Below are 25,480 nucleotides of genomic sequence, written 5' to 3'. Positions count from 1 at the left end.
GCTTTTCGGTCACTTGCTTGACCGCCTGGATTTTGAATTCTTCGGGATAACGCTGGTTGCTCATGGCACCTCCTAATGGGCCTCATTTTAAGGCTTGGAGGTGTCTACGAAACTAGGGGCGATTCACCTACTGCGAGCGAAAGCTTTGCGAAGAAGACAGCTCAGCAGTGGTCGAGTCGTTCATCGTGCCTCATTCGTTGGATGCAGTTGCCAGAGGGAATGGCGCAAGAACGCAACAGTGTCACGCCACTCGTTGAGGGAGCAATGAACCTGCCGGGAGCAAATAACATCTCTTGGAAAGCCTCCATTTTCACCCCGAGCGGCCAGGAAATCGACATTGGTTACGGGGAGCACACTGTTATGGTTACAGAGCCGCCAGCGATCGAAGTTGAAATGCCATCGAGTAACCTGGTGAAAGAAGGGCTGTATTCGGTTTCACAACTCGGCGGATATGTTGGCAGCGCGTCTGTAGCTTCAATTGCAGCGTCGCTGGACGTGGTGATCAGCCGAGCTGAATCAGTAATCGAGCGGTCTACGATTCCTAGCTATGGTCGGTCTCAGAGGTTTACCCGCTACATTGAAGGAGTAGAGGCACCTCTGTGGAGCGTAACACCGTACACCGTTGACATTGGATACACCGCGTTACCAGAAACGCGTTCGATAAAAAAAGCGGCACTCCTGGCGGTCCCTCATGACAAAATTCTCCCTGTCATTCTCAACGATGAAAGAACGGTCTTGGATACGGTTAGTCTTCCAATCCGGGTTGGCATCAAAGATACCCGCTTCATGGAGGACGCATATCGCCTGAGCAGCATGGGTGACTGGGAAATTCGGCTTCTTTCGACGACTGCAGGTTTAAACTACGAGCCTATGACGAACTGGGAGCCCATTGACGATAATGGGCAAGTCGAATTTGAAGTCGCTCTTCAATCACTAACGAATAAAGCGGTTCGGATCATTGCTGAAGCTCGTGTGCGCTCACCTGTACCTGAGTTCGAGTTGATACGTGTGTCGGCCGCCCCAATGGTCCTATCTGTTCTCAATGGTGAATCCCTTGATGGTTCGATTCGGGCATTGCGCGTCATCGGTCCTGCACCTCTACGCAGTACCTTTTACGCGGTCACTACTGATCGTTACCAATCAGGTGATCTCGGTGAAGTGCGCTGGGAGATGAGCAAAGATGGTGGAGTTACCTGGGAGAACATTGAAGGTAATGCAAAGCTTCCGCAGCGGCTCAGTATGGTCTTTCAGCGAGGGACGTATCTGCTAAGGGCGGAGTTGACGAACCGCCACAGTGGTTCGAAATCCATGACTCCCACTATTGAAGTTGTCGCCTATGTCGTTCCTGTTGCCAGGCTGAAAGGCCCTGCGAACGTGTTCATCGGTGATAGCGGTACGTTCACTCTAACTGACCTAAAAGGTAATACGCTCGATACGACTGGGATGATAGTGGAATGGTCGGAGGATCGAGGTAAAACCTGGGCTCCAGGTCAGGGGTCTTATCGATTGGGTCGTGATGTTGCTGATCGTGTGTACCTCACGGCCAGGGTGAAATATTCAGACTCACCAGAGGATAAAAGGGTCTACAAAACCTTAAGGGCAGGTGTTGCGTTTAGGCCTGTTATGCCGCCTCGTGTCCAGATCATTGGACCGCGCCGTCCTGAAGTCGGAAAAGAGGCTACGTGGATTGCCAACTTGATGATGCCGTATCCGAAAATGGATGTGAAAATGGATGGGGAGTTTATCCTGCCTGACGGGACAGTCATCCGCTCAACTGAAGTGAAGTACACACCAACTCCGGAGGACAAGGAGAATGAGGAAAACTACATTGGTGTGCGATCTTGGATCAATGGCTACGAGGACCGTGGTGGTTTGGGTCTTACTCGGCACCGTTTGATCTTTTGGTCGTATGACTGGCCAGAATGGAAGATCAACTCTAAGTCCACAGCTCAGTATGTGCCGGCAGATTTGACCATGACGGCGCGCGCTCTTGGCTTGTTCCGTGAGTTCGAGGGATTGACCATCGAGTGGGATATCCCTCCTTACGCAGGTCTCGAAATGATCAAGGAGTCCAACCAGACCAACCGGATCGTTCGAGTAAAGGAACCAGGTGTTTACACATTTGGCGCCCACATTACCGACTCTCGGGGTAACTACAGCTATTCCGAAACCAAATTGGAGTTTTTTGAGCCGACTCCGTGGGATGTTAAATTGTCTTGGTTTGGTGATAACGATGCGAATCGCGCGCCTTTGGGCGTGCTCATTCGACCATCAATCACCGGCGGCCACCCAAAGGATAAAATCCTCCAAAAAACGTTCAGCCTGGATGGGAATCCGCTACCCAGCTCAGGTGAATATGGTCGCGCGACCCTCAAAGAGGATGGGGTGTATTCGGTGAAGTTGGATGTAGCCACTGCAATGGGGCAGACAGCGACAGGCGAGGCCAAAATTTCGGTGGCTAGGAACAAGCCTCCTGTCTGCAAGCTGGAAGTTGTAGTTGGACGAACCTCCTGGCTAGCAAAAGCAAACTGTACTGATGAAGATGGCCGAATGGCTAAAAACCTATGGTTCATCAATGGTGAGCAGCAGGCGCTGACGTCGAGCAACATCTCTGTATCGATGTGGCGTTATCCAAAAGGAGAGCCCGTAATTACCCTCGTAGGCATCGATAACTCCGGAGCTGAGTCGCCGCCAGTCTCTAACAAGTAATACAAAGGGCCGCACAAAGCGGCCCTTTTTAATTTCCGTCGAGAAATGTGCGTGAAAGCGAAACACCGGCTAACAGAAAGTATGAAAAATGTCTCCTGAGCGCAGCACCTGCGCATGTCAGTCCTCCAGGAGCAAGACCAATGCATGTCAACAAAGTAACTCTCCAAACACTGGCCGTAGTAGCCGTCATGGTTGTCGCAGGTACCGCTCTCGCGGGTACTGGTGGCGATACGTTCGATAGCGTGTGGATTACCATTACAGAGTGGATGAAAGGTACTCTGGGCCGCATTTTGATCGGCCTGATGATTCTTACCGGTATCGGGGCAGGCGTTCTGCGTCAATCACTCATGCCGTTCGTCACAGGTGTCGGCGGTGGGGTTGGCCTCTACGCTGCGCCGGAAGTTATCGAGTCTATATTGACTGCAACCATTCCTGGGGCCTCTGTCATCACCAGCGCCCTCCAAGCTATGCCTGTAGGCTTCTGATCTCAGGCAACACACATCTATCAAAGGCCTCTTTTTCCGACGCTAAAACGTCTTGAAAAAGAGGCCTTTTCTTTTACGGGCCAAATACTCTGAGTGCATCGACTCAGGAGGTACGCCCATGTTCAAACCAACACGAACCGTTCTTGCCATGACGCTGCTTGCGTTGGCGGGTACCGCATTAGCAGAAAGCCCAGCAGACAAAAATGCAGACAAGGTGGTGATGCTTCCCGCCTCAGCAATGCTCGCAATTGAAAAGAACGGCAAGTTCGCAGTTATAAGCGATACCGGCCGATTCATCATCCAGGGAACTGTGTATGACGTGTGGGCGAAGAAGGAATTGAAGACCATTGAGGACGCCCGAATCGCCGCCCACTATGTTCCAGTGGACAAGACAAACCTCGGCTTCAAAGATCTTGCTCCTCTCACTGTAGGCAACGGTGAGAAAGCAATCACCATGTTCTCCGATCCTGCGTGTGGGTACTGCAAGGAGATCATCCAACAAGCACGCGAATCCCTTCCCGAGGGCTATCGCCTTGACGTGCTAATGCTACCGCTGCTCAGCCAAGAGAGCGCGGTCCGCACCAAAGAGCTCCTTTGCGCAAAAGACAAGGTTGCAGCATGGAAGGCCGGAGCTACGGGCGATATGAAATCGCCGCTCGAACAGCTGCCCGCCGGGCAGTGTGATCTGGACGTGATCTCGAAGCGCCGGATGACTGCTCAATTTCTTGGCGCTAGAAATGTCCCTTTCCTCATTCGTGATGACGGTTTAACTCGAGAAGGTAAGCCTGAAGAAGGCCTGCGCGCTTGGATTGAAACAAACCGTACCCTTTAAGGAAGTCTGAAATGCTCAAATCGCTCATCCGATCAATACCTCGGCTTTCCAAGCTGATTAATGGCCTCGCCTATGAGCCGAATCTTTACTTGTTTCAGCTGGAAGGGAATCGCTTGGGTTTCGCTTTCTTATGTTCCCCTCTGTCGGGTTCAAACGGGGATGAAGGCGACCGTCTGAAGGCTGGTCTTACAGTTGATTGGCCTGAGAAAACAACTATTCAGTTCGGTCTGATTTGCACTGAAAATATCAATGAGATGAAGACGGGATTTCTTCGTCTGCGTCGTGCTTTCCGTGAGTCAGGTCGCACTGATCTTCCTGTTGAAACTCAAGCGCTGCTTGAGAAAGTGACGAACGCCCGGGCCGATTACTTCAGCGATCGAACAATGCGTCCGGTTGATTCAATCTCGGGTGTACGAATTCGTGAACAGAGCCTGGTCGTCTCCGTAACGTTTCCGATCGCCAATGCGCTGCCTACCCAAATAGAAACGAATGCGGCGAAGGAGCTTTTCGACGGACTGCGAACTTCGTTGGACAGCTGCAACCTCGCACCTGTACCCCTTACAAACGATAGCTACAAGGAAATATTCTCCTCAATACTGAATCAAGGGCCAACAGCCTCGTGGCGTGAGGACCCGGACATGAAGGCCGATATAGACAAGCCGCTGAATGAGCAAATTCTCGACTTCAACCGTAGCCTAGACGTAAAGAAAGACCACCTTCAGATTGGTGAGGATTGTTACGTCAAAACGCTTTCGGCCAAGCGGTTTCCTGATGTCATGTGGCAGGGCGATGCCTCTCAGTACCTCGCTGATATTTTGTCTCAGCGAGGCGGTATTCGAGGTAACTGCGTTATCAATATGACCCTGTATTTTCCACCCCAACTGGAGACGAAGGACAAGCTTTCGAAGCGTCGTCAATGGGCAATCAATCAGAGCTTCGGCCCGATGGTGCATTTTGTACCTGTTCTACGGAAGACAAAGGAAGCCTATGACACGCTGTTTGAGGATCTCGACAAAGGTCTGCCAAACGTTCAAGCGACGATGACCCTTGTGGTATTCGGTCAGAACAAGGAAGACTTAACTCAGGCAGCCTCGAGTGCAAAGAGCCATTTTGCAACGCAGGGCTTCAGCCTCATGGAGGATAAATTCTGTGTGTTGCCCGTATTCGTGAACTCTCTGCCTATGTGCGCAGATCCCGATGCGATGAAAGAGCTGTTTCGGTTTAAGACATTGAGCCTCACCCAGGCTTTGCCGCTTCTTCCAATCTATGGAGATTGGAAAGGAACAGGGACCCAGGTTGCCCCATTCATTTCCCGAAATGGTCAGCCTGTTAGTTTCAACCTCTTTGATTCCGACACCAACTACAACGGTATGATCGCCGCCCAGTCGGGCTCTGGTAAGTCGTTTGCTACCAACTATCTCATCACGTCCTACCTGAGCATTGGGGCGAAGGTTTGGGTTATTGACGTGGGCCTTTCTTACCTCAAACTCGCGGAGGCCTACAAAGGTGACTTTGCACGCTTCGACCAAGAGTCGAATTTGTGCCTTAACCCTTTCGAGCTGATCGAGGACTTCAGCGAAGAAGAGGATGTTCTGGTTGGGCTGCTTTCCGCTATGGCTGCCCCTACCGTGCCTCTGATCGACTTCCAAACAGCCGGACTCAAAAGACACCTGACGGGCTGCTGGGAACTGTTGGGCAAGAAGATGATTGTCGACAACATCGCTGACGCACTCCTTAGCGATTCGGATATGCGGATCCAGGACATCGGCCATCAGCTTTTCGCGTTCACTTCAAAAGGGCAGTACGGTCGCTTTTTCAACGGCAAAAATAACCTCAACTTCAAGAACCCCTTCACGGTTCTAGAGCTCGAGGAGCTTAAAGGGCGTCAACACCTGCAACAAGTTGTGCTCCTTCAGCTCATCTTTCAAATCCAGCAGGACATGTACCTTGGTGAGCGTGACCGACCGAAAATTGTGATCATTGACGAAGCCTGGTCGCTACTCTCCCAGGGCAACGTTGGTGAGTTCATCGAGCATGGTTACCGGCGATTCCGTAAGTATGGCGGTAGTGCCATTGTCATTACTCAAGGCGTCAATGACCTCTATCAGAACAAGGTCGGACAAGCCATCGCTGAAAACTCCGCATTCACGCTGCTGCTTGGCCAGAAGGCCGAAGCTATTGATGCTATCCAGGAGAACAAGCGTTTGCCTTTGGGTGAGGGTGGGTACCGCATCCTGAAGACGGTTAAATCGTATAAGGGTCATTACTCCGAGATATTCATGCTCACCCCCCGCGGTGCCGGCATTGTGCGACTAACGGTGGACCCATATTCGATCCTCCTCTATTCGACCGCGCCCGAAGATGTGCAAGCGATCCGAAATTACACACTCACCGGCATTCCTCAGGATGAGGCGATTCTCCGCGTACTCCGTGATCGAGGTGTCGAGTACAGCCCTGATCCGGCGGAAGTCGCGTAATGGCGTTGTGGAACCCCTTCAGCATCGAGGCCAAAGTGCGAAGGGCTATGGCTAAGGTTGAGCGCGATCGAGCTCCGAAGCGAATCTCGGCAACCTTTCTCGGCAAAGGCCTTCTCTACTCTGCAATCGTGGCCGGCGGAGTTGTACTACTGGCATCCCGCTACTCCATCGCTATCGCTAGCCAGGACTCCCTGTGCTTACCCCCATACAGGCTATGGATCATCGACAAAACAAAGTCGGACCTGGTGCGAGGGGAAATTTATGCCTTTCACTCAAAAGGTCTGAGTCCGATTTTTGATGACGGCACGATCATCGTGAAGGTGCTGGAGGGCATGCCAGGTGATCTAGCGAGGGTTAGGCTGGATGAAACAACTATCAATGACGTGACCGTCGCCCAAGGGCTTCAGGTGGCCAGCCAGCACGGGATAGACCCAGGGAAGTACGTTCGAGAGGGGGTAATAGGGCAGGGTAATTACTGGTTCTTTGGCCGCACTCCAGACTCTTTTGACTCCCGGTACTGGGGCTCAGCATCGACAGATCAAATCATCGGGAAGGCATATCCAATATGGTGAAGAATCAATTAGCCATCTGCATTGGGATGGCCTTCGGCTGCGCGATGGCCATCGCAGGCGACGATCTTGGAATTCGCAAGTACGACATCCATGAGTTCAATCCCGTACTTCTCGAGCAGGTGAAGGAAATCAGCCGTAACTCCAAAGCCGCGCGCGAAGAAGTGAGTGGTATCGCAGACATGAGTTGGGTGAGTGAGATGGCCGAAAACGCCATTGCTCAAGCTAATGATGAGGAAATCCTGGGGGGCGATTTTCCGCTCGGTAGCGCTGATGACCCGGAGCGTGAGAAGAAACACCCCTTGGGAGAAGGAAACCGCACCCTGATTTTCGTGTCGTGGTCGCTGGGCACAACTGCCATCAAGGACATCCTCATTTCATTTGACGGGATGCCAGGCATTGGCATTGTCTTTCGTGGCATACCTAACGGCATGTCGATGGGCGACGCTGTATCTAAAATGCATCTGCTCACGCAAGAAACACACAGCACTGTCACAGTGCTGCTCGATCCGCTCGCATTTCAACGTCATAGCGTTTCAGCCGTCCCAACAGTCGTCATAGAGTCTCCGAATGATGTTCTGGTTGCCAAAGCTGTTGGGTCCTCTTCTGTCACCTACATCGAGGCGGCAGTAAAGGATGGTAAGCGAGGTGATTTAGGAACTATTGGCTCTACACAGGAAATTATGGAGCCTGACCTCATGGATGTTGCGAAACAACGCATCGCTGAACTGGACACTGATGCCATGAAGGAGCGAGCGATATCTCGGTTCTGGGATAACCACAAAGGGCATCCACTGCCGCCGGTAACGAAAAGTGCGACACGCTTTGTCGATGCGTCTGTAATCGTTCCCGATGACATTCTCGACAACATGGGAAGGGTTGTTCAGAAGGCGGGGAGAATTAATCCACTCGACATGATGCCGTTTGACCAGAAACTGGTAGTAATTGACCCGACGCAATCTTGGCAAGTTGCGCTCGCAAAGCGTGAGTATGCGGCTCATGCTGCGAACCTAACCGTTACCGTAATGGCGACGCAGATCCCCACTGATTCTGGTTGGGACTTGTTCAATAGCGTGCAAGACCGCCTCGACGCCCCCCTCTACCTGCTGCCTCCCGATATGGCAGAGCGTTTCCAAATCCTCAGAGCCCCATCTGTCGTAACTGCTGACACGAAGAACTTCATGGTCCGCGAGGTTGATCAAACAACGTTCGAGGAGGCTAATCGTGAGCATCAATAAGGTGATGTGCGCAGCGTTGTTGGTATTTGCATCAATGCTTTCCCTTCCAGGGCTAGCAGCGGAGGCTTCTTCCGGCGAAGTGATGTGTGAGGATTCAGGGCTATTTGGGCCCAAGTTGTTCACTGACATCTGTTGGGCGTGCCTTTTTCCAATTCGCATTTCTGGTGTGCAAATAACCCCTGGTACTGCGCCTGCGAAAGCTACAAAAATGGTCTTCTGCGCCTGTCAGGAAGGTTCCTCCCCGATCTACAAGCCAGGCATCATCACTGCAATGTGGGAACCTGCACGGATGGTTGAAACTGTCCGTAAGCCAGGTTGCTCGCCAACTCTGGGCGGTGTAACGCTACCGCTTGGCAACAAACGAAGCTATGGGAGACTACGGCAGGACAATAGTACCCAGACTGGTCAGGCGTCAGGGTCGTTCTATCACGCGCATCTGTATGCCTTCCCGTTACTTCAGATCCTCGATCTCTACACGCCTACCAAATGCAATCCGGATGGTTATCTTGACCTCGATATTCTCTCCTTCACCGAGATCGATCCAACCTGGAACAACGGCACGTTGGCTTTCTTCCAGCATCCTGAGTCCGCGGCCGTAGCCAACCCGATTGCTATCGCCGCCTGCGCAGCTGAGTCGGCTCTCGTCACCGCTCGAAAGGAGCCTCTTGAGTCGCTTTGGTGGTGCACCGGAACGTGGGGGAGCATCTACCCATTTGCCGGTGTAACTGTGGCACAAGATGCAAACCGGACCACGGCGTTACTTGCTGCACGGGTGATCGCTCAGCAACATCGAAGAGGCCTTGCTCGGCGCACCATGGGTGATGAGAACGTCTGCAAAGCGGGGATCTACCCCACGATTCCTAAAAGTCAGTATCGGGTCACTCAGTTCTGGCCAAAGTCTCAGAACAGCCGAGCGATGTGGCTCGGTGAGCCCCCTCAAACCTGGGAAGGTGGGCCTAGCCGGCATGTGCCTGGAACTGGAAATGATGCCATGTACATGTTTTGGCGTTGGACCGATTGCTGTTCGAAGCTCTAGCGAACCGTTCTAATGGAGATTCCGCCTGTAAGGGCGGATTTGCGATTGTATGAATGACTTTCTAATGTTGTACCTCCCCCCAGTTTTGATTCTGGGAGTTTTTGCGGGCATCGCTCACATGCGACTCCTTGAATATCCTGCATACCGGGGGTGGTGGGGGGAGTACAAGGTGAACTTCATGCTTCGGTTATGTCTTAGCGGCCAGTACAAGGTGTTCGCCAACGCGATCTATCGGGGCAAGACAAAAGAAGAGTCGACACAAATTGATCACGTCATTGTCTCGGTCTACGGGATCTTTGTACTGGAGACAAAGTGTTTCAAGGGTAAAATCATAACTGACCCAGAAGCACCTGAACTATGGTTGCAAATCGTCGGCCGAAGGAAATACCGTGTTCAAAACCCTTTGATGCAGAACTACTCACACGTCAAGGCCGTTCAGAAAGTTACTGGTGTTCATTCTCAGAAAATTCACAACTACGCAGTCATGGCCGGGCAAGCCAAATTTACCTATGGAATGCCTGAGCGGGTCTACAGTATTTGGGGCGTGATTCGTAAAATACAGTCCTTCAAAGCCCCGGTTTTTTCCCGGGGACATGTAGTATCAATTTGCCGGTCACTGAGCGAGCGCAGAATTAAGGGTGGTTATTGGGCTGCTAGGCGTCATGTAGAAAAGCTAAAGCTTCGGGACGGCGTGGGTTCTAAAATAGGCCATATAGGTAGAAACCGGGAGGAACACCTATCGTCCCCCCAACAGGAAAAGCAGGTGTGACAGCTACGGCCCCAAAGCACCTCATTACCTTGCACATCCACTCGTCATTCTCCAGCTCCTCAATCCATAATTGAGCGACCTAGCGGAGAGGATTCGCACCTAGCTTGCGGCTCATGTTCGTCCTGGCGCATGCAGCAGTACGATTATCGAGCATCATGTACTTTCTAAAAAAAACGCCCCGCAATGCGGGGCGTTTTCATTACCGGAGCTGTCAGGCAACCGCTTCATCAGGAAGAGCGTCCAAAGCATCTGCATTGCCATCTGGCTCGATGTAGCCCTTGGCTTCACGGTCTTTCTTCTCTGCGTTGACGCTGGCTTCTGCCTTTTCGATATCCTCCTGAAGCTCTGCAACTTTGCTGGCGTAGGCTTTTGCTCGAGCGCTCTGACCCAGGCCAACCAGTGAGCGGATTAGCCGCGCCATTTGGTTGCTTTTGCTGGCGCGGAATTCATCAGCTTCGGAGCTATCAATCTTTTCATGCAACCAGGCAGTATCGACCTGAATAATCAAGTGGTCGAATGCATGAAGCAGACTGCTCATCCGCTTGATTTCCGGGCTGGTGATCTCGAACTCACGAGTCAGTGGGGAGCTGTACCCGGCAAGCTCTTTGATTCCTAAGCTCTTCAGAAGAGCATCCATCCGCTCAGACTCGTCACGCACGGCTACTTCCATGCGCTCAATCTTCTTCGAGACAGCCTCTACTACCGCTTTGTGATCAAAGGTCTTGAGGCGTTTAGCCAGCTTTCGCGAGGTAACGTCGATGATGAAGAGGGATGTCATGAGGCTATCGAATCGGTTACCGGCGAAGAACTTTGCCTGCTCCGTGTTCAGTATCATTTTGCCTTTGAGTGATGGCTTCGAATATTGGTATTTGGTCGGTTGTGGTTGATCGGTGGCCATTGGCGATTTCTCCGGATGTTGGTGGCCAGACTATTGCACCAGCTTGCGGAGGCTCTGTTTTTCGATTTCGCGCACGAATTGCGTCGGAAATTGACATGTGTTTTTTTCGGTTGACGACAAGCTGAAATGGCGGTGAGAATTGCAGCACTCATCGGCTAAAGTCGATTATGAATTTGCCTCCTGGAGGCTATTGACCCTACGTGTCAGCATGCTGCTGTCACTGGTACCCATGACGTGTATGCGTCTGGGAGCAAGCCAAGCTGAGCTTATCAGCTTAAAAACCAAGCCTACGCTCGCGTAGCGCTAATCAAAGAAGGAAGCCCTTGGGCTTCCTTTTTTTGTGTCAAAAAACCCTAACGGGGATCTCCCGTTAGGGCGTTCTCCGTTTCAAAAATATGGAGAACTGAAAAATGGCATCTACGACCCTCAAAGTTAAAGTGCTGACCGCGTTTGGCTTTCTCGTTGCAACGTTGGGAGCTGCATACGCACCGGAGTTTGCAAAGCATGTTTTGCCTTTGGCACTCTGCGTTTTTCTCGCTGTAGTGATTCTGAATGGTAAGCAGATTCTGCTTGGCTCACTGAGTTACCTGCGCGGTTGTTTGAAGGCTTCGACTCCTCAAGCTACCAAGACTTTACCCAACGCCCGTTGGTGTAACAGCGTCGACTATGACAACTACTACATTCCTTCGTACCTGCGTCGCCAGGGAGAAGCGAAATGATCCGTGTTGACTTCGATGTTCCAAGCTACCTCCGTCTTCAACAGGGCCTGTGCATCGTTTCGGAACGCCTGGCTCATAAGCTTCCCGAGGCAGAAACCAATGAACCGATGAACCAGGCGCTGGAACCGGTGGTGATTAACAACTTCTACCGGCCGCAGGGCCGTCACCAGGTTGCATTGATCGATAAGCAGCAGCAGGGCGAGATAACAGGGGAGTTCATTCCCCGCGATTCCCAGCCCGAGCATCAAGAACCCGCTCCAGAGATCAGAGTTGCCGAAGGCGATGATGAGCTTGATGGGTACGCTCCTGAACTGAATTTTCAAGGCGTTGTTGGTAAGTCTGTGACCGGCGAATACCGCGGTTCAGGTTTCGCGCATTACCGGTTTCTCAGGAAAAATGGAAAATCGTTCTTCCTGCGTATCGGTGAGCACCTGGTTTGGGGAGTCGAGCTTAACGCTCAGCTGCGTCAGTCAGGTGCGCAACAAGGTGACAAGATCTCGCTGACATTCCTTGGAAAAACCGCTGTGAGTGTCCTCAAAGATGTGATTGTCGACGGTCAAGCAGAACAGGAGTGGATGGATACACATCGAAACTCTTGGCAAATCAAGATCATTAAATAGCCAGCAAATGCGCCCTAAGGGGCGCATTCCAATTCCACGGAGGTACACATGTCCCAAAACTCAGAAGGCAATTACGCCCCAGAGAAGAAAGATGTGCTGGTAGCTGCTGATGGCCGCTGGCATGACATTTACACGAGCCTCGCACCTTCCCTGGTGCCGGCACACAAAAAAGCAGGCCGGGGTGTTTCATGCCCGGTGCATGGTGGAGAGGACGGGTTTAAGATTTTCCGTAAGACGGCTGTATCGTCAAGCGGAGGGATCTGCCGTACCTGTGGTGTCAAAGCTGATGGCATAGCTCTTCTAATGTGGGTGAACCACTGGAGTTTCCATCATGCTTTACAGGAAATCGGAGCGTTGCTTCGGGTTAAAGATCCGTATGGACGCAGCGCTGATGGCTTTAGCCCAAGCGTTGTAATCCGTAAGGACCCAGCCCCAGCCAAGCTAGAGCCTTCAGATGATTGGCTGCGTGAAGCTATGCGCAAACTGTGGATGGGTACCGTTCCTCTAACACATCCATCAGCGGAGCCAGCAAGGCTCTATCTTCGCTCTCGAGGCATTCTTGCTTGGGATCGAACCGAGCTGAGCCGTTACGTTCGCTTCCACCCGGCATTGACCTACTTGGACAAAGCCGGCAAGCGTTCTAAGCATCCCGGGATAGTGTGTTCGCTCATCGATCCAGAGGGCCAGGCTGTGACCATCAACCGTCACTACCTGACAGTAAAGGGTGAAAAAGCAGACATCGCTGAACCAAAAAAAATGTTCCCAATTCCCAGCAACCGCAAGCTCCCTGGTTGTGCTGTACCTACATCACAAACGAGTGAAGTCTTGAATGTATGTGAGGGATTGGAAACGGCTCTGTCGGTAGAAACAGCCATGGGCATAGCTGTGTGGCCCTTAGTGAATACATTCCTGATGGAGACCTTCGTACCGCCAGCCTGCACCAAAGCAGTCCGAATTTGGGCTGACAAGGACCGTAAGGAGGGTGGCCAAAAAGCCGCATCCGTGTTGAAAAAACGTCTGTGGGAAATGGGGATCAAGGCGCAGATAATGTTGCCGGATATGCCCATCCCTGACGGCTCCAAAAGTGTCGATTGGAATGACGTTCTTCGTGAGCGTGGTTCTATCGGCTTCATCGGCCATGAGGTCTATCGCGTGCAGCGATAGGCCTCTGGCCTTCCCATACCCCTCTTCTTTTTCCGACCATAAAAGCGCTTGAAATCGCGACCTTCAGCTTTGGCCAACGCTCACAATTCGAGCATCCCCATCTTGGCCAGACGGACTCATGACGCCCCTTAAATTTCCCATCTTATTGCTTGCTGCCGCTATTAGCAGCACTCCCCTTGCGGAAGGGATCCAACCCGCCGAACCGAAAACACCCCAAGTAGCAGGATCTTCGTTCTATCAGGATAAAGAGCGCGGCTGGTTCTGGTATGAAGAGCCGCCTCCAGAAAAGGAACCTGAAGAGCTCAAACCCCCAGTAGTACCTCCGGCCCCCCCTCCAGCAGTAACGGAAATCATGGTGCCCCCTGCGCCCGAACTACCTCCGACCGGCACTGTGGCCTGGATACGCGAGATGCTTCCGAAAATGCGTGACGCAGCAATGGATAGCCCAACCGAGGAAAACGTTAGCGCTTATTTTTGGGCCAACCGAATCATGATGGACAAGGCCGAGCTTTTCTCACGTCGAACGGTTGACGTGATCCGAAATGACCCTCTGCTCGACGAGGATATGCGTTATCCAGCTTCCAACGCTGCCTCAGATGCTTTGGCAACTGCGGCCGGCAAGCAAAAAGAAACGTTGTTGAAGCAAATCGCTGGAAGCTCCGCGCTGATGTTCTTCTACAGCGGAAATGACTGCATTTTATGCGAGCAGGCCCTAGCCGCGGTCTCAGCTCTTGAGTTCAGGTACGGATTTACTGTGATGCCGGTCTCTATGGACGGGGCTCCTCTTCCTGGCGGCAAGTACCCGAACACACAGTACGACACTGGGCTCGCGGAGCAGCTGGGCATCGTCACTTCACCTGCATTAGCCCTAGTTGTCCCTCCGAGTGACGTGAAGATCGTGAGCTTCAGCACCGTGTCAATGGAGACGGCAACTACGCGAATTCTCATCGCCGCGAACGAAGCGGGACTGATTTCCGATCAGGAATACAACGCTACATCTCGCCTTAACACAATGGGGTTAATCGACGCCACGAAGCTGGCTGACGCCCCGCAAGATGCAACAAAGGACCCTAGAAAATTCGTGAATCGGATGCGCGAAGAAGCTCGCCGCGCCTTTCAAAAAAACAACGGAGGTGGACAGTGAAAATCAAACCTATCGCCCTTGCTGTAGCCCTGTTCGTGTCGCCTTTTGCGGCTCAAGCGAATATTCAACAGCAGGTTAATGAGATGTTCAGTGGCATGATCAACGTCACCAACCCTGGGGCATATAGAACCGCCACTCGCGGCGTTGTAACCGGTGGTTCTGTTGTTCTACGGAATCGAATATCCACTGCCAATCTAATCAGTATTACGCCTCCAAGCGCAAAAGGGGGCTGTGGGGGCATCAATCTTTACAGTGGCTCGTTCTCCTTTATCAACGGTGAGGAGTTCGTAGCGCTTATGAGGAACGTAGCGTCAAACGCAGCTGGCATTGTCTCCGGTTTTGCTTTTGAGCTGGCGCTGGATGCAATGGATGCTCAGACAGGTGGTGTCATCCGCAACCTGGCCAACAAGATCCAGTCACTCAATCAAATGTTTTCCAACAGCTGTCAGTTGGCGAGCGGTTTGGTAACGAATGCAAAAAAGGCATATGAAGAGAGCACTGACTTCAAATCCGCGATGACAGCCTTTGGCTCGAACGTCTCATCCGACTTTTTCACCGCAAAATCCACGAAAGAGGACTCTCCGGCTAGCCGCATCACGTCTGCTGGAAAAGCGGTCCAGTGTGAGAACACCGGGAACGTACTTTGGTGCGCCATGAAGAAGTCTGGTCTCCAGTCTCAAATTCTTTTCGGCAGCGACGAAAACGCGGAGTTCGTCATGTCAATGGTCGGCAGCTACAACGTGGTGCTCACTAACGATGACAAAGGAGGAAAAAACTTCGCAGCGCAGCCTATGCCCAAGTTGATCACCGGCGAAGGCCTGAAAATTCTTGTTGAAGGCTCTACCAACCTTGATGTGAAGGTGTATCAGTGTGGCCAGAACGATCCGGACTGTGCTGACCCGAACGTTCGTACCCTCACTAGTTTCAAGGGGCTCGAAACACGAATCCTGGAGGATCTGAAGAACAATGGAATCCTTGAACGATTTGCCAACGGTACAGCTACGACTGCTGACGGAAATCGTATTGCTTACCTAGCCTCAAGCCGCGTGGGTGTAAATCTGATGAAGATCACCCAGAAAGCCGGCGCTCAATCTGGCTACGACTATCTGGATCAGTTCGCCAAGAAGATTGCTGCAGATGCTTCGATGAGTCTTATCTATCAGCTTCTTGGGCATACAGAGAAAGGCCTGACCAGTCTGAATATGGCGGACGCAGGGAAGGTGATTGAAGATCTTAGGGCTACCAAAGGCGAGCTCATGGATGAATATCGCTCCTACATCGAGGAGGCGATGAAAGGCAAAGATGCTGATGGCCAAGCAGAAAAAATGCTCCAGATGGCTCCTGTTTTCGATAGCGGAACCTTGCCCCAAGGGACCATCAACGATAACGCAGGCGCATAGGGAGGAATTCTATGGACTTTACAATCTACACGACTGGCAGTGCCGAATTTCTTGAAATTATGCTGAATGCCTGCGCCATGATCACAGGAAGCGGCGACTCCGAAGACCTTGCCCGAATTGGCGCACTACTAGGCCTCCTCCTGCTGGCGTTTCAAGCAGTTTTTAATAATCAGGCGATCACTTTCGGAAAGGCGGGCCTTGTGCTTGTCCTCTACATGATGTTTTACGGCCCCACGGTCACTACGGTCATCGAGGATACGGTGTCATCGCAGGTGCGGGTGGTGGATAACGTACCTCTGGGCCCAGCCTTTGTCGGCTCCGTGATTTCTACAGTGGCCTATCGCATCACAAAGACTACGGAGCAGGCTTTCTCAACGCCAAGCATGACTGATTACGGGCTATTTTCTAGCCTGAGCACATTGTCGAAGGTTCGTGATGCCCTTCGAAACCCGATGGCTCTGGATAGCTTCCAGAACTATCGGAAATCAGAAGGGTGGGATCTCCCACGATCAGTGAATGAGTACATGACATTCTGCTCCCTGAACCCAGTTGCGCTGCGGACCGATAAGACCTTGACTGATCTTTACCGGGCACCTGGTTGGTCGCAGGTGTTGTCTAACCAAAACTCGTCGATGTTCATCTACGTTTATGATGGAACAGCTGGCGCGATGAAAAGCTGTGCAGAGGCGCGCTCGTTCCTTAACGCGCATTTGCAGAATGTCTACACGGACGTCCTGGGGGACATTCTTCAGAAAGGTTTTAGCGAAGAGGTCAAGACCAACCGGATGACAAGTGGCGTCCAGGTTCAAGTGGCCACTGATCAGGCTATTCAAAGTCTTGCACTGAGCAGCAAATCAGCTCAAGACTACGTTTTGACGTCCCTGATTGCGCCAATTTTCAATGATTCTCGTGTCGACGCTATGAACCATTGGCAAGAGCAAAGAGCAGCTATGGCTCTCCGAGAGTCGCTAAATCAGCAAGAAATCCAGTGGGCGGGGAAAGGGGATAGCTTCAAGCATTACATGAGGCCGATGATTGCCTTCTTTGAAGGAATGCTCTACGCCATGACCCCATTCCTTGCTTTCGCTCTTCTCCTGGGAGGGCCCGGACTGTCAATTCTTGGAAAATACCTGGTGCTTCCTCTAGCGGTGGGCTTGTGGATGCCTCTGCTAAGTATCGTGAACGCCTTTACCCTTTGGTATGCAGGAGCCCAAATGGAGGCGGTATTCAACGGATACGACCCGACAGGGCCTGGTTTTGCAATGCTCCAACTGATGGATATAGACAAAGCCATCGGCAAGGCATTGGGCATTGGCGGTCTGCTTGCCGCCTCGGTGCCACCCTTGGCACTGTTCATTGTTTCCGGCTCTGCAATGGTTGCAAACAGTCTTATGGGTCAGATGACGTCTGGTGACAAATTCAAGTCCGAGGACGTTAATCCTCGATCTCAGGCGAGCGCTCCTGTTCTAAGCACGAATGCTTCCTTCACATCTGATCAGGTGAGCACAGGTGTTGCCAAAACAGGCACTACGCAGCTTGCAGAAACTATCAGTAGTGAGCAGGCAGCAAGTTCTGTGGTGCAGAGTGCAAGTATGGCTTCACAAACTGCTACGTCGCAGTACCAGGAAAGTCTCAAGGCAGCCGGGCAACAACTCAGTTCGTCGGGCACGGGACGACAGGCGCTCGCGCAGATTGGGGAAAACCTTTCAGCAAGTTCTGCCCTCAGCTCAAATGCATCCTATAACGAAGCAAAGGAATCCTTGCGCAGTCTCGGCTTGTCCGAATCGTCACTTAATCAGGCTACCTCTAACGCTGCGATGGGGGTTTCAACTCCGTTTGGCGGACTTAAGCGAACAGATAACACCTCCGCTGACACTATGACCCAGGAAAACAGGGCCAAAGCAGAGAAGGCGCTGGCCCAGCTCACGCAGTCCGTCCAATCAACAGATTCGAATGTGCTCACCTTCGCTACTGGTGACGCATTCTCGAGCAGCGCATTGGCTCAGCAGAGCGCTTCAAATACCGACGAAATCGGGAAGACTCGTTCAAGCGCGATTCAAGCTCAACAGACCTACAATCAAGCCTCTTCGCTACAAGACACGATTAAAGCAGGCCAATCTCTCTCTCTTAGAGACGCCGGCGTCAAGGCACTCACCCGAGGGTTGGGGCGTAATGAAACTGGCCTGGCTCTTGAGAAAATCGCGGGGCAAACAGAGTCGGGTAAAGAGTTGTATGAGCAAGCCTTTGGAAGCCAGAGCATCCAAGACATGTCGAAAGATACGAGCGAGCGTCGCGCGATGGCAGCAATTCGTGCGATCAATCAGGACGGACGTCTTGGTGATCTCTTGATGAGCCAATACAACCCATTCGATTTTAACGTCAACCAAGGAGACGCAAACTCGAACGCTGGTCTCACAAGCAGTGCCGCCAAGGCCACTGCCGGCACCGACGCCATCGCGGGCAAGCTTGATGCAAAATGGAACTCAAATGCTGGGGCCTATGCAAGTTCAAATGACATGAATGCCAGTGGCTATCAAGCTACGAAGGAGGATGGCGCGACGGTTATTGGGCAGCGAAACTCCGAGAATATGGATCCAGTGATTGATGCGAACTCGCAAAATCAGGATCACGTGAGTAACCGTTCTTCCCAAGCTGCATATGAAACATTGGCAGCAAGGGGGCAAGCTGCGAGCCAAGGTACGAATCTAGGCAGCGTTGTAGCTAATGGTGCTAATGGAGCTTTTACAGGGATCAATACGATTGCTGGTGCCTTCCGCAGCGGCTCCGATAGTGAAAAACTCGAGAACTATTACGACATTGGTATCAATCAAGGGCTGAAACCCGAGGAAGCGCAGTACTTTGCCGCCAAGGCTACTGGCGAGTTTGGATCGACCGAGGGGGATGCCTACCGTGAGCTGAATGGTTACTACCGTAGCCAAGGCATTCGGGATACCAACTACATCGCTGGGGCCATCACCGCGATCGATGATGCTGCAAAAGCCCCCGAAAGTGGTTCCTATCCGACCCTTACAGCGCTCGCTGATTCAAGGGCCGCAGTGCACTATCAGACGCACCAAGCGCCATCACCTGAGGACGTGCCTCAAATGCCATCCCACGGGCCGGGAAGTGAGGCTGTGCCTCAAATGCCATCCCACGGGCCGGGAAGTGAGGCTGTGCCTCAAATGCCATCCCACGGGCCGGGAAGTGAGGCTGTGCCTCAAATGCCATCCCACGGGCCGGGAAGTGAGGACGTTCCACAAATTCCATCCCACGGGCCGGGTAGTGAGGACGTTCCACAAATTCCATCACCTGGCCCGACCAGTCAGGAGACCGTTCAAGTTCCAACCCAGGGTCCGACCAGGCAATCAACCCAATCTGTTCCAGCACCTTCATCAGCGGCACCGGCTGCCCCAAAACCACAACGACCTACGGGGATTAATACTGACTAGATGATTTAAACTCAAACAACAAGGCCGGGATTCCCCGGCCTTTTTTTTAACCAACCACATGCTTTACCCCTTGAAGATTCCAGCCAGTCGATCCTTCATTGCCTTAGCGATGCGAACTCGGAACAGGAACAGCATAACGGACAGACCAGCGCTCACACACAATGCTTGAGCACCCAAACGGGTGAACACAACAATGTTGATCATAATGAGCACCATGATGCCGAAGAACTCAGCATTCGCCTTCGCACCGGTAAGGACCTGGTCTTCTGTAAGCATCCACTTCGGCGAGAGGCAAAACGGACAAACTGAGGACTCTGGATCGCGGCCTCCAATAGGCACACCGCTGATGTAGAACGGGGCGCTAGTAATCACCTTCGGGACCATCATCTTCTTACAGCACTGGCACTCAACTTTATCGTTTCGCATCTCGGTCACCATTGGGTTCGTCTCACCAACATAATCTCACCACCAGGGGAAAACCCAAACGGAAAAAGCCCCAACGCGAGGGGATGGGTTGCGAACAGCTTTTCCTGGATGGGACTCAGTGGTTACACCAGATGCATCGGCCGGGTTTCAGCGCGTAACGAGCGTTGATTTCCTTGCACTTGCTGCAGGATGTGAGGGTGATGTCACCGGTCTTCATTGCGTTGCTGAGCTGGTAGCCATTGGAAGGGGAGATCAACTCACTGGCCGGGATGCCAACCGCTTTACACAGATCCACGTACTCACGATGAGCCGCAACCACCGCCCGAGCATTCGTCCGGCGGAGTGGATTGTCGGCGAGAAGCCTGTACACAGTGAGGTAGAGCAGGCAGTGAAGCGGGCTCTCAGCCAAGGTCTTATTCGGTGCCTGTATTCGACCGCTTTGAGACTGTACAAGGGGTGTATCACGAAGCAAAGAGCGCTTCATCCGGACTACCTCGTCAGCATTCAATCCTGTCCATTGCGCTACAAGCTTTGGCTGTAGCTTCTGCTGAAGCAACTCTGTCGCGATCACATCTAGAGGCATTGTGGACGGATAGTCTTTGACCCGACCGATACCACTTACGCCTGGCTTGAGGAAGTACCGGAGGTCACCAAGCAATACTGTGGTTACGTCCCTCAATTGATCGTCTGGTGATGACATGTTCATCCTCAGTCTCCTGAGGTTGCATCTTGTGCCAATAGAGAACCCGCCGCGGCTTACCAACATCATGCGAGAGTCGAAAGAACCCGCCTCGAACACCCGATACCCAACATCGTCGAGACCCACAGCAAGAATTGGGCTTGTCTGATTGACGCGTGAGAAGTGACAAAACTCCATGAACATGACCATTTTGTTACCGATTTCTCGGAATTCCTCATCGTCCAGGTACCCCCTACCAACCTTCAAAGTATTGTAGTGAACACGGTAGAGGGAAACGGGAAGGGCATCTACAGCGTTTAACTGACGCTGGTTTGCGCTCAAAGAAGAAAGCCAAACCATATCGCTTTGAGTCAATCGTTGCTCGGCGAGAATTACATTGAAATCTCGCAAGCCAGACGTTAGCCAGCGCAGACCCATTTGTATCATCGATGCATTGATCTTAACCCGCATGTCTTTGCCCTTACTTCAAACGCTGTAGTGAACGCCAAATGCTGAGCACATTACTCGCATACTGGCGTGCGTCAAGTTCCCGCCTAGGGTTTCGAGTATGGTACCCGCCAATAGCAAGTTGCATATCGACAGGGTATTGCGCAATCGACTCGCAAAGTATCTGGGCACCAATTCGGATGTTTACTTCAGGGTCAAGAAGAAGCTCTGGGCGCGCTACTCGATTACCATTCCAACGGTAATTTATTTGCATAATCCCTATATCGGTCAGAATGTCTTCGGCAATATACTTGCCGAGTACAACCTTGGCATCCATATAGGTATTAGGGTACAGGGCACCACTAGGCGCGTTCCGAAGCGCAAATGGGTGTGGTGCAACCATCCCTTTTCCGGCGGAAGTTTTAGATTCATTCAGGGCCAGTGAATATAGAAGCAGTGGGTCCGGCTTGCATGCGGAGGCCTTTGAGGCTCGCTCCCACATTGTCCCTTTTAATGAAAACCCATTAGCGCTTGCTGAATTAAATATAGCAATGCATGCATAGACAGCAATAAAGGAGCTGGCGCGGATATTAAACATTAGCCCCCCTTATCCAGTTAGCAACTGGGCGAGACGTTGGCTCATTACTAATTGGTTCTTTTCTGCCCTCAGAGACATTATTATTCTGCTGAGTATCAGCCTGCTTGCTTTTAGTATCTTCGGTCGCGCTAATCATACTTAGATACAGTGCTGCCATTGCAACAAGCCTTTTGCCCCGATAATCGGGGTCAATAGTTTCAAGATGCGCGTGCAATTCTTGTGTCGCTGGCGTGACTCGACATTGTAGTCTCATCGTTTTATCCACATTCCCTCCTCAGCGCTTCCCTGCGCAGCCGTTTAATTAAGAGCGTGCTATATGCCAGAAACCTTCGGCATTGCTTTTTACACTATTAACGGGCTTAACTACCAACGCATCGGGGAATTCTTTTCTAGCATATGGCTCATACAATGAGGCTCCCCCACCGCCGAGAATCACACAGTCGATAGCGCGCCCCTTCAGGAATCGAAGTCCTTGTTTGATCTCAGTGAAGACGGATGGGATAACACGTTCGGCAGCACGCTCGAGATATTCAGATAGTTCAACTTTGCGGCCATAAATCAAAATGTAAGACTTACCCGACTGAAGCGCATGTTCGATCTTTTCTACACCAGGAATACCGCCATGATCCTTCGCAATTTCTTCGTTGCATGCTTCAAGTACAACAGACATAGCTTTGAGGCTGCTGCTGCTGGAGTTTACTACTAGCTCGCGATGGTCAAATACCACCCAATCAACACTGAAAAACCCCGGATCAATAATGATTGAAACTGACTCCTCAATAACTTCCGAAGCATCTGAGTTGCAGTAAATCTCCGTCAGAGTCCCGATAGGCTGAGCAACAACCTCTACTCGCTTAACCGTAACCTCTCGCTTGGGCGTAATCCGATGCGTCCCGGTCATACGCTTCATCAGGGCTTCTACATAGGGCTTATCGCGAGCCTGCGAGACAGGAAGGCCAGTTACTAAGCAGTCAATCACGTCTTTATCACCGGCCGCATGAAGCAGAGCCCCCTTAAATAGGGCCTCATAGGCGTGCGAGGAAGTGTAGTCCTCGTGCAGCTCTCGTCCATCCTGAACTCGGCCGGGCGCGGCAAATGCCACCCAGGGCGCGCCATCAACTTCAACGATTACTTCACCGGGGCGTAACCCAGAATCCCCAGGCAGAACGCTCAAGGGAGCGGCCTGCGAGGGACGAATAATCGACTCCGGTTGCCCATCGCCACTGCCAAAAACGCAAATGACGTTGCTGTAACCAATATCCAGACCTAAGGCGTTACCCATTCGTATGCCGCTCCCAGCAAAAAAATGACAAAAGAAGTGCGTCAGATGACGACGCGCATGACCCCGCAGCACATGAAACCCCATATCCAAAGAATCCCAAGCGCTATATCTGCATCACCCGGTCACCAGATGACGACACACCGTAATAATCAGCCTTCCTGAAAGCTTTGGGCTTCGTTTTCAGGACGTTTTAGCGTCTGAAAACGATCCGCGCCTTCTCTGTCGACCCGCAAAATGCTCCCATCCACAAAGGAGCAACACATGAACTCACCCTCTGAAGCACCCAAGCACCCAGCAGTAGCTGAAATTGATCGGATGTATGCAGTTCTCGTTGAGCGTGCGGAGGATTTGCGGGAAGCCTTTTTCAAGACAGCATTGGATCTTCATGCGGGCAAGCCTGGGCATATCCCCATTGGCATCAATGTCAAGCAGTCGAGCCCCAATGCTTACTCGTTTAACTGGGTGAAAATTGAGCTAATCAAGGGCGACGGGAAGAACGGCAGTCAGAAGATCACTACCCTAGATAAGGGACGGGGTAGCAATTACCCGCTGAATGGCTTCAACTTTGTGAAAGGCAGCTTGAACCCTATCGTGCGTGGTTATGAGCTACAGCTTCGGGAGATACGGGTAGCCGGTTCAATGCTCCAGAAGATCCGCAGATCGCTGATCGCAGCAGCGACGAGGGTAGCGTCAGTTGAGCAAAGGGTGGCCATTCTCGCGGAGGACCGGCGCTAAGTAGTGCTGTATTACGGTAGTCAGGCTGCGACATCTCTTCACGACACCCCTTCACAACGCCGATTTCCCATGACGACACCTCTTCACGTATACGGGCTACCGAACCAGGACGTGGCAAAACCCACAAGCCGCGTGCCATGCGGCTTTCAGCCACGACACCTCTTCACGACACCTCTTCACAACGCCAATTTCCCATGACGACACTCCATGACGACACCCCTTCACGCTCGATATGCCTGAAAGCCGCATGGAGCGGGCTTAAAGCCAAAAACGCGGATTGACCGCGTGAAAGGCTGCTCTCTATGGGAAGTTACACCTCAGACTTCCATAAATAAAAGATGGGGAGTGGGGCTCAAAACTTTAAACCTGTGTCGCGAAGCGGGGGAAGGCGGTGTATCGGAAGTGAGAAAACGCCTGCGGACGGGAGAGGGCAGCTAGCGGATTCGGAGCGCACTAAATCCTTGGGATTGATTGCGATGGTGGGAGCATTGGCACAACGCAAATTTGCGGGCTGGAGTAAGCAGCCAGGATTGAGAGGGAGTAAATCTCATGCACGGGAGCGAACAACTGGAACTACTGCTTGGATCAATCGGCGCATTGAGTGCCGGGTTAGCAACCGCCTGGCTGACCTGCTACGGATCGAGGTATGTACTCAGCGATGCGAAAACCGACTGCGCGAAACTGCGGGCGGCGATGAAAGCCTTGGCTGGCAAATATGCGAGCGTAAGGGGAGGGCCAAGCGAATGATCTTCGCGAACCTGCCATACCTCGGAGCATGGACATCAGCGATCCACGGGATGATTTTTCCTGGCATGTGCATTACCGGCATCGCTTGCTGCGTAAGCTTGTCGATCAAGTCAGCATTGGTTGTCACCAGCGTGATATCGAACATAAAGAGCCGGCGAAACACGGCAATGAACAGGCGGTGACATTTGGAGTTTAGAAAAAGAGATGACGGTAGGTTATTCCCGCCGGTGCTACCAAACGGCGATTTCATAGGCGTTGCCCATGGGAGCCAACTCCGGCAGGTTCTTTTTTCAGTGCGAGAAGACGGCCTGTACGGGGAGGGTGTATTTCTCCTATGGCACGAGATAGCCGGCGTATCCATCACTGACGCCAAAGGATTCCAGATTCGGAGCGGAAAATATGCCAGCGGCGGAATTGGATTTAACGCAGGGGCATCTGCGCTGCTCGATCTGACTGGGGAAATCGTTACCCGGATAGACGGATACACTGTCGACTACTGCCTGATGAATCGCATCAGCTACGAGTCAAAACGAAAGGTGTTACCCAGTCATTAGTAGTGAGGCGACAGCCCAGCAAGACGACTGGGCCATCAACCGTGTTAGAAGTGAAGCGACTTACTTCCATAAAATAAACTTTGGTGGATCTTGTAGAGGTCAACCTGTGTCGCGTAGCGGATAGCCCTGACGGCCGAAAATAGATGAAATGACGAGGCAGGCATGAGCAAGCTAAAGGGGATACGTCTGTACGGATCAAGTGGCGATCAAGCTGTATACCAATTCTGTATTCCCGGCGAACCGAGTTGGATACGGCAGATGTTTGTTGAGCTAGAAAGGCGCGTCCCTGGAAGTCATGACCTGCTGATTGTGCTGCTTAATGTACAGAAGTGTCGAGAAATGAGGGGGCTTGGCTCTGAGGCAGTATTCCGTCTGCTTAAGGAAGGTCTGAAGTAAGCAGCCGTTTTTAACGGCCTCGCTGTCTGAGGTTCAAAAAACACCGACTTAATCGAAAATCAGACCTTTCCTCCTGTCAGTTCACTGTTTTTTGCGGAATAGCACCT

22 protein-coding genes are annotated in these 25,480 nt (G+C 52.1%); 15 read left to right on the top strand and 7 right to left on the bottom strand.

Annotated elements, in window-relative coordinates; genetic code table 11:
* Nucleotides 1–264: 264 nt before the first annotated feature.
* The 8 genes from AC19YY_RS30405 to AC19YY_RS30370 all read left to right on the top strand — a co-directional run bounded on the left by AC19YY_RS30405 (nt 265) and on the right by AC19YY_RS30370 (nt 10,115).
* Entirely contained in the window at nt 265–2,709 is a 2,445-nt protein-coding gene (locus AC19YY_RS30405; RefSeq protein ID WP_500605284.1) for a hypothetical protein, read from the top strand.
* Nucleotides 2,710–2,849: 140 nt separating this feature from the next.
* Entirely contained in the window at nt 2,850–3,194 is a 345-nt protein-coding gene (traA, locus tag AC19YY_RS30400; RefSeq protein ID WP_047229219.1) for a TraA family conjugative transfer protein, read from the top strand.
* A 118-nt stretch (nt 3,195–3,312) separates the two neighbouring features.
* Nucleotides 3,313–4,026, top strand: a complete 714-nt coding sequence (locus tag AC19YY_RS30395) for a DsbC family protein (protein ID WP_047229218.1) — start codon at nt 3,313–3,315, stop codon at nt 4,024–4,026.
* 11 nt (nt 4,027–4,037) lie between these two features.
* Entirely contained in the window at nt 4,038–6,503 is a 2,466-nt protein-coding gene (gene traC / locus AC19YY_RS30390) for a type IV secretion system protein TraC (RefSeq protein ID WP_047229217.1), read from the top strand.
* On the top strand, nt 6,503–7,075 hold the full coding sequence (locus AC19YY_RS30385) for a S26 family signal peptidase (protein WP_052915341.1): 573 nt from the start codon (nt 6,503–6,505) through the stop codon (nt 7,073–7,075). The genes traC and AC19YY_RS30385 overlap by 1 nt, the downstream gene beginning before the upstream one ends.
* Complete coding sequence (locus AC19YY_RS30380) at nt 7,069–8,310, top strand: TrbC family F-type conjugative pilus assembly protein (protein ID WP_047229216.1); 1,242 nt, start codon at nt 7,069–7,071, stop codon at nt 8,308–8,310. The genes AC19YY_RS30385 and AC19YY_RS30380 overlap by 7 nt, the downstream gene beginning before the upstream one ends.
* Nucleotides 8,297–9,346 (top strand): TraU family protein, encoded by a 1,050-nt coding sequence (locus AC19YY_RS30375; protein ID WP_052915339.1) that lies wholly within the window; start codon nt 8,297–8,299, stop codon nt 9,344–9,346. The genes AC19YY_RS30380 and AC19YY_RS30375 overlap by 14 nt, the downstream gene beginning before the upstream one ends.
* A gap of 49 nt (nt 9,347–9,395) precedes the next feature.
* Nucleotides 9,396–10,115, top strand: a complete 720-nt coding sequence (locus AC19YY_RS30370; protein WP_047229215.1) for a nuclease-related domain-containing protein — start codon at nt 9,396–9,398, stop codon at nt 10,113–10,115.
* A gap of 211 nt (nt 10,116–10,326) precedes the next feature.
* Here the strand turns inward: AC19YY_RS30370 and AC19YY_RS30365 are convergent, their stop codons facing one another.
* Nucleotides 10,327–11,013 carry a DUF1845 domain-containing protein gene (locus AC19YY_RS30365; RefSeq protein ID WP_047229214.1) on the bottom strand — a complete coding sequence of 229 codons (687 nt, stop codon included), beginning with the start codon at nt 11,011–11,013 and terminating at the stop codon, nt 10,327–10,329.
* Nucleotides 11,014–11,423: 410 nt separating this feature from the next.
* Here AC19YY_RS30365 and AC19YY_RS30360 point away from each other — a divergent pair, with 410 nt between their 5' ends.
* The 6 genes from AC19YY_RS30360 (at nt 11,424) to AC19YY_RS30335 (ending at nt 19,509) form a co-directional block, all read left to right on the top strand.
* A complete protein-coding gene (locus AC19YY_RS30360) occupies nt 11,424–11,732 on the top strand; it encodes a hypothetical protein (protein WP_047229213.1) in 309 nt (102 codons plus the stop codon).
* Nucleotides 11,729–12,352 carry a hypothetical protein gene (locus AC19YY_RS30355; protein ID WP_047229212.1) on the top strand — a complete coding sequence of 208 codons (624 nt, stop codon included), beginning with the start codon at nt 11,729–11,731 and terminating at the stop codon, nt 12,350–12,352. The genes AC19YY_RS30360 and AC19YY_RS30355 overlap by 4 nt, the downstream gene beginning before the upstream one ends.
* 48 nt (nt 12,353–12,400) lie before the next feature.
* Nucleotides 12,401–13,516, top strand: a complete 1,116-nt coding sequence (locus tag AC19YY_RS30350) for a DUF7146 domain-containing protein (RefSeq protein WP_080962922.1) — start codon at nt 12,401–12,403, stop codon at nt 13,514–13,516.
* A 118-nt stretch (nt 13,517–13,634) separates the two neighbouring features.
* Entirely contained in the window at nt 13,635–14,660 is a 1,026-nt protein-coding gene (traF, locus tag AC19YY_RS30345) for a conjugal transfer protein TraF (protein ID WP_047229211.1), read from the top strand.
* A complete protein-coding gene (locus tag AC19YY_RS30340; protein WP_047229210.1) occupies nt 14,657–16,060 on the top strand; it encodes a conjugal transfer protein TraH in 1,404 nt (467 codons plus the stop codon). The genes traF and AC19YY_RS30340 overlap by 4 nt, the downstream gene beginning before the upstream one ends.
* A gap of 11 nt (nt 16,061–16,071) precedes the next feature.
* A complete protein-coding gene (locus tag AC19YY_RS30335) occupies nt 16,072–19,509 on the top strand; it encodes a conjugal transfer protein TraG N-terminal domain-containing protein (protein ID WP_170058668.1) in 3,438 nt (1,145 codons plus the stop codon).
* Between the two features lie 63 nt (nt 19,510–19,572).
* On the opposite strand, the gene AC19YY_RS30330 is transcribed toward AC19YY_RS30335, so the two are convergent.
* The 5 genes from AC19YY_RS30330 to AC19YY_RS30310 all read right to left on the bottom strand — a co-directional run bounded on the left by AC19YY_RS30330 (nt 19,573) and on the right by AC19YY_RS30310 (nt 22,941).
* Complete coding sequence (locus tag AC19YY_RS30330) at nt 19,573–19,935, bottom strand: hypothetical protein (protein WP_169899552.1); 363 nt, start codon at nt 19,933–19,935, stop codon at nt 19,573–19,575.
* Between the two features lie 115 nt (nt 19,936–20,050).
* Nucleotides 20,051–21,085, bottom strand: a complete 1,035-nt coding sequence (locus AC19YY_RS30325; protein ID WP_047229208.1) for a hypothetical protein — start codon at nt 21,083–21,085, stop codon at nt 20,051–20,053.
* A 10-nt stretch (nt 21,086–21,095) separates the two neighbouring features.
* The gene (locus tag AC19YY_RS30320) at nt 21,096–21,659 is read right to left on the bottom strand and encodes a transglycosylase SLT domain-containing protein (RefSeq protein ID WP_080727735.1); all 564 of its coding nucleotides are present in this window, start codon (nt 21,657–21,659) and stop codon (nt 21,096–21,098) included.
* Nucleotides 21,652–21,924 (bottom strand): hypothetical protein, encoded by a 273-nt coding sequence (locus AC19YY_RS30315; protein ID WP_080727736.1) that lies wholly within the window; start codon nt 21,922–21,924, stop codon nt 21,652–21,654. Before AC19YY_RS30315 ends, AC19YY_RS30320 begins: the two co-directional genes overlap by 8 nt.
* 36 nt (nt 21,925–21,960) lie before the next feature.
* A complete protein-coding gene (locus AC19YY_RS30310; RefSeq protein ID WP_500605283.1) occupies nt 21,961–22,941 on the bottom strand; it encodes a ParM/StbA family protein in 981 nt (326 codons plus the stop codon).
* A 261-nt stretch (nt 22,942–23,202) separates the two neighbouring features.
* Between AC19YY_RS30310 and mobI the strand changes: the two genes are divergently transcribed.
* On the top strand, nt 23,203–23,676 hold the full coding sequence (mobI, locus tag AC19YY_RS30305) for a conjugative transfer protein MobI(A/C) (protein WP_047229206.1): 474 nt from the start codon (nt 23,203–23,205) through the stop codon (nt 23,674–23,676).
* A gap of 652 nt (nt 23,677–24,328) precedes the next feature.
* Here the strand turns inward: mobI and AC19YY_RS30300 are convergent.
* The gene (locus AC19YY_RS30300; RefSeq protein WP_154220709.1) at nt 24,329–24,673 is read right to left on the bottom strand and encodes a hypothetical protein; all 345 of its coding nucleotides are present in this window, start codon (nt 24,671–24,673) and stop codon (nt 24,329–24,331) included.
* Nucleotides 24,674–25,480 lie beyond the last annotated feature (807 nt).

This window comes from Pseudomonas sp. MF09156, from assembly GCF_059862305.1.
The sequence above is the reverse complement of the archived record's forward strand: the minus strand, read 5'-3'. Positions and strand labels throughout refer to the sequence as shown.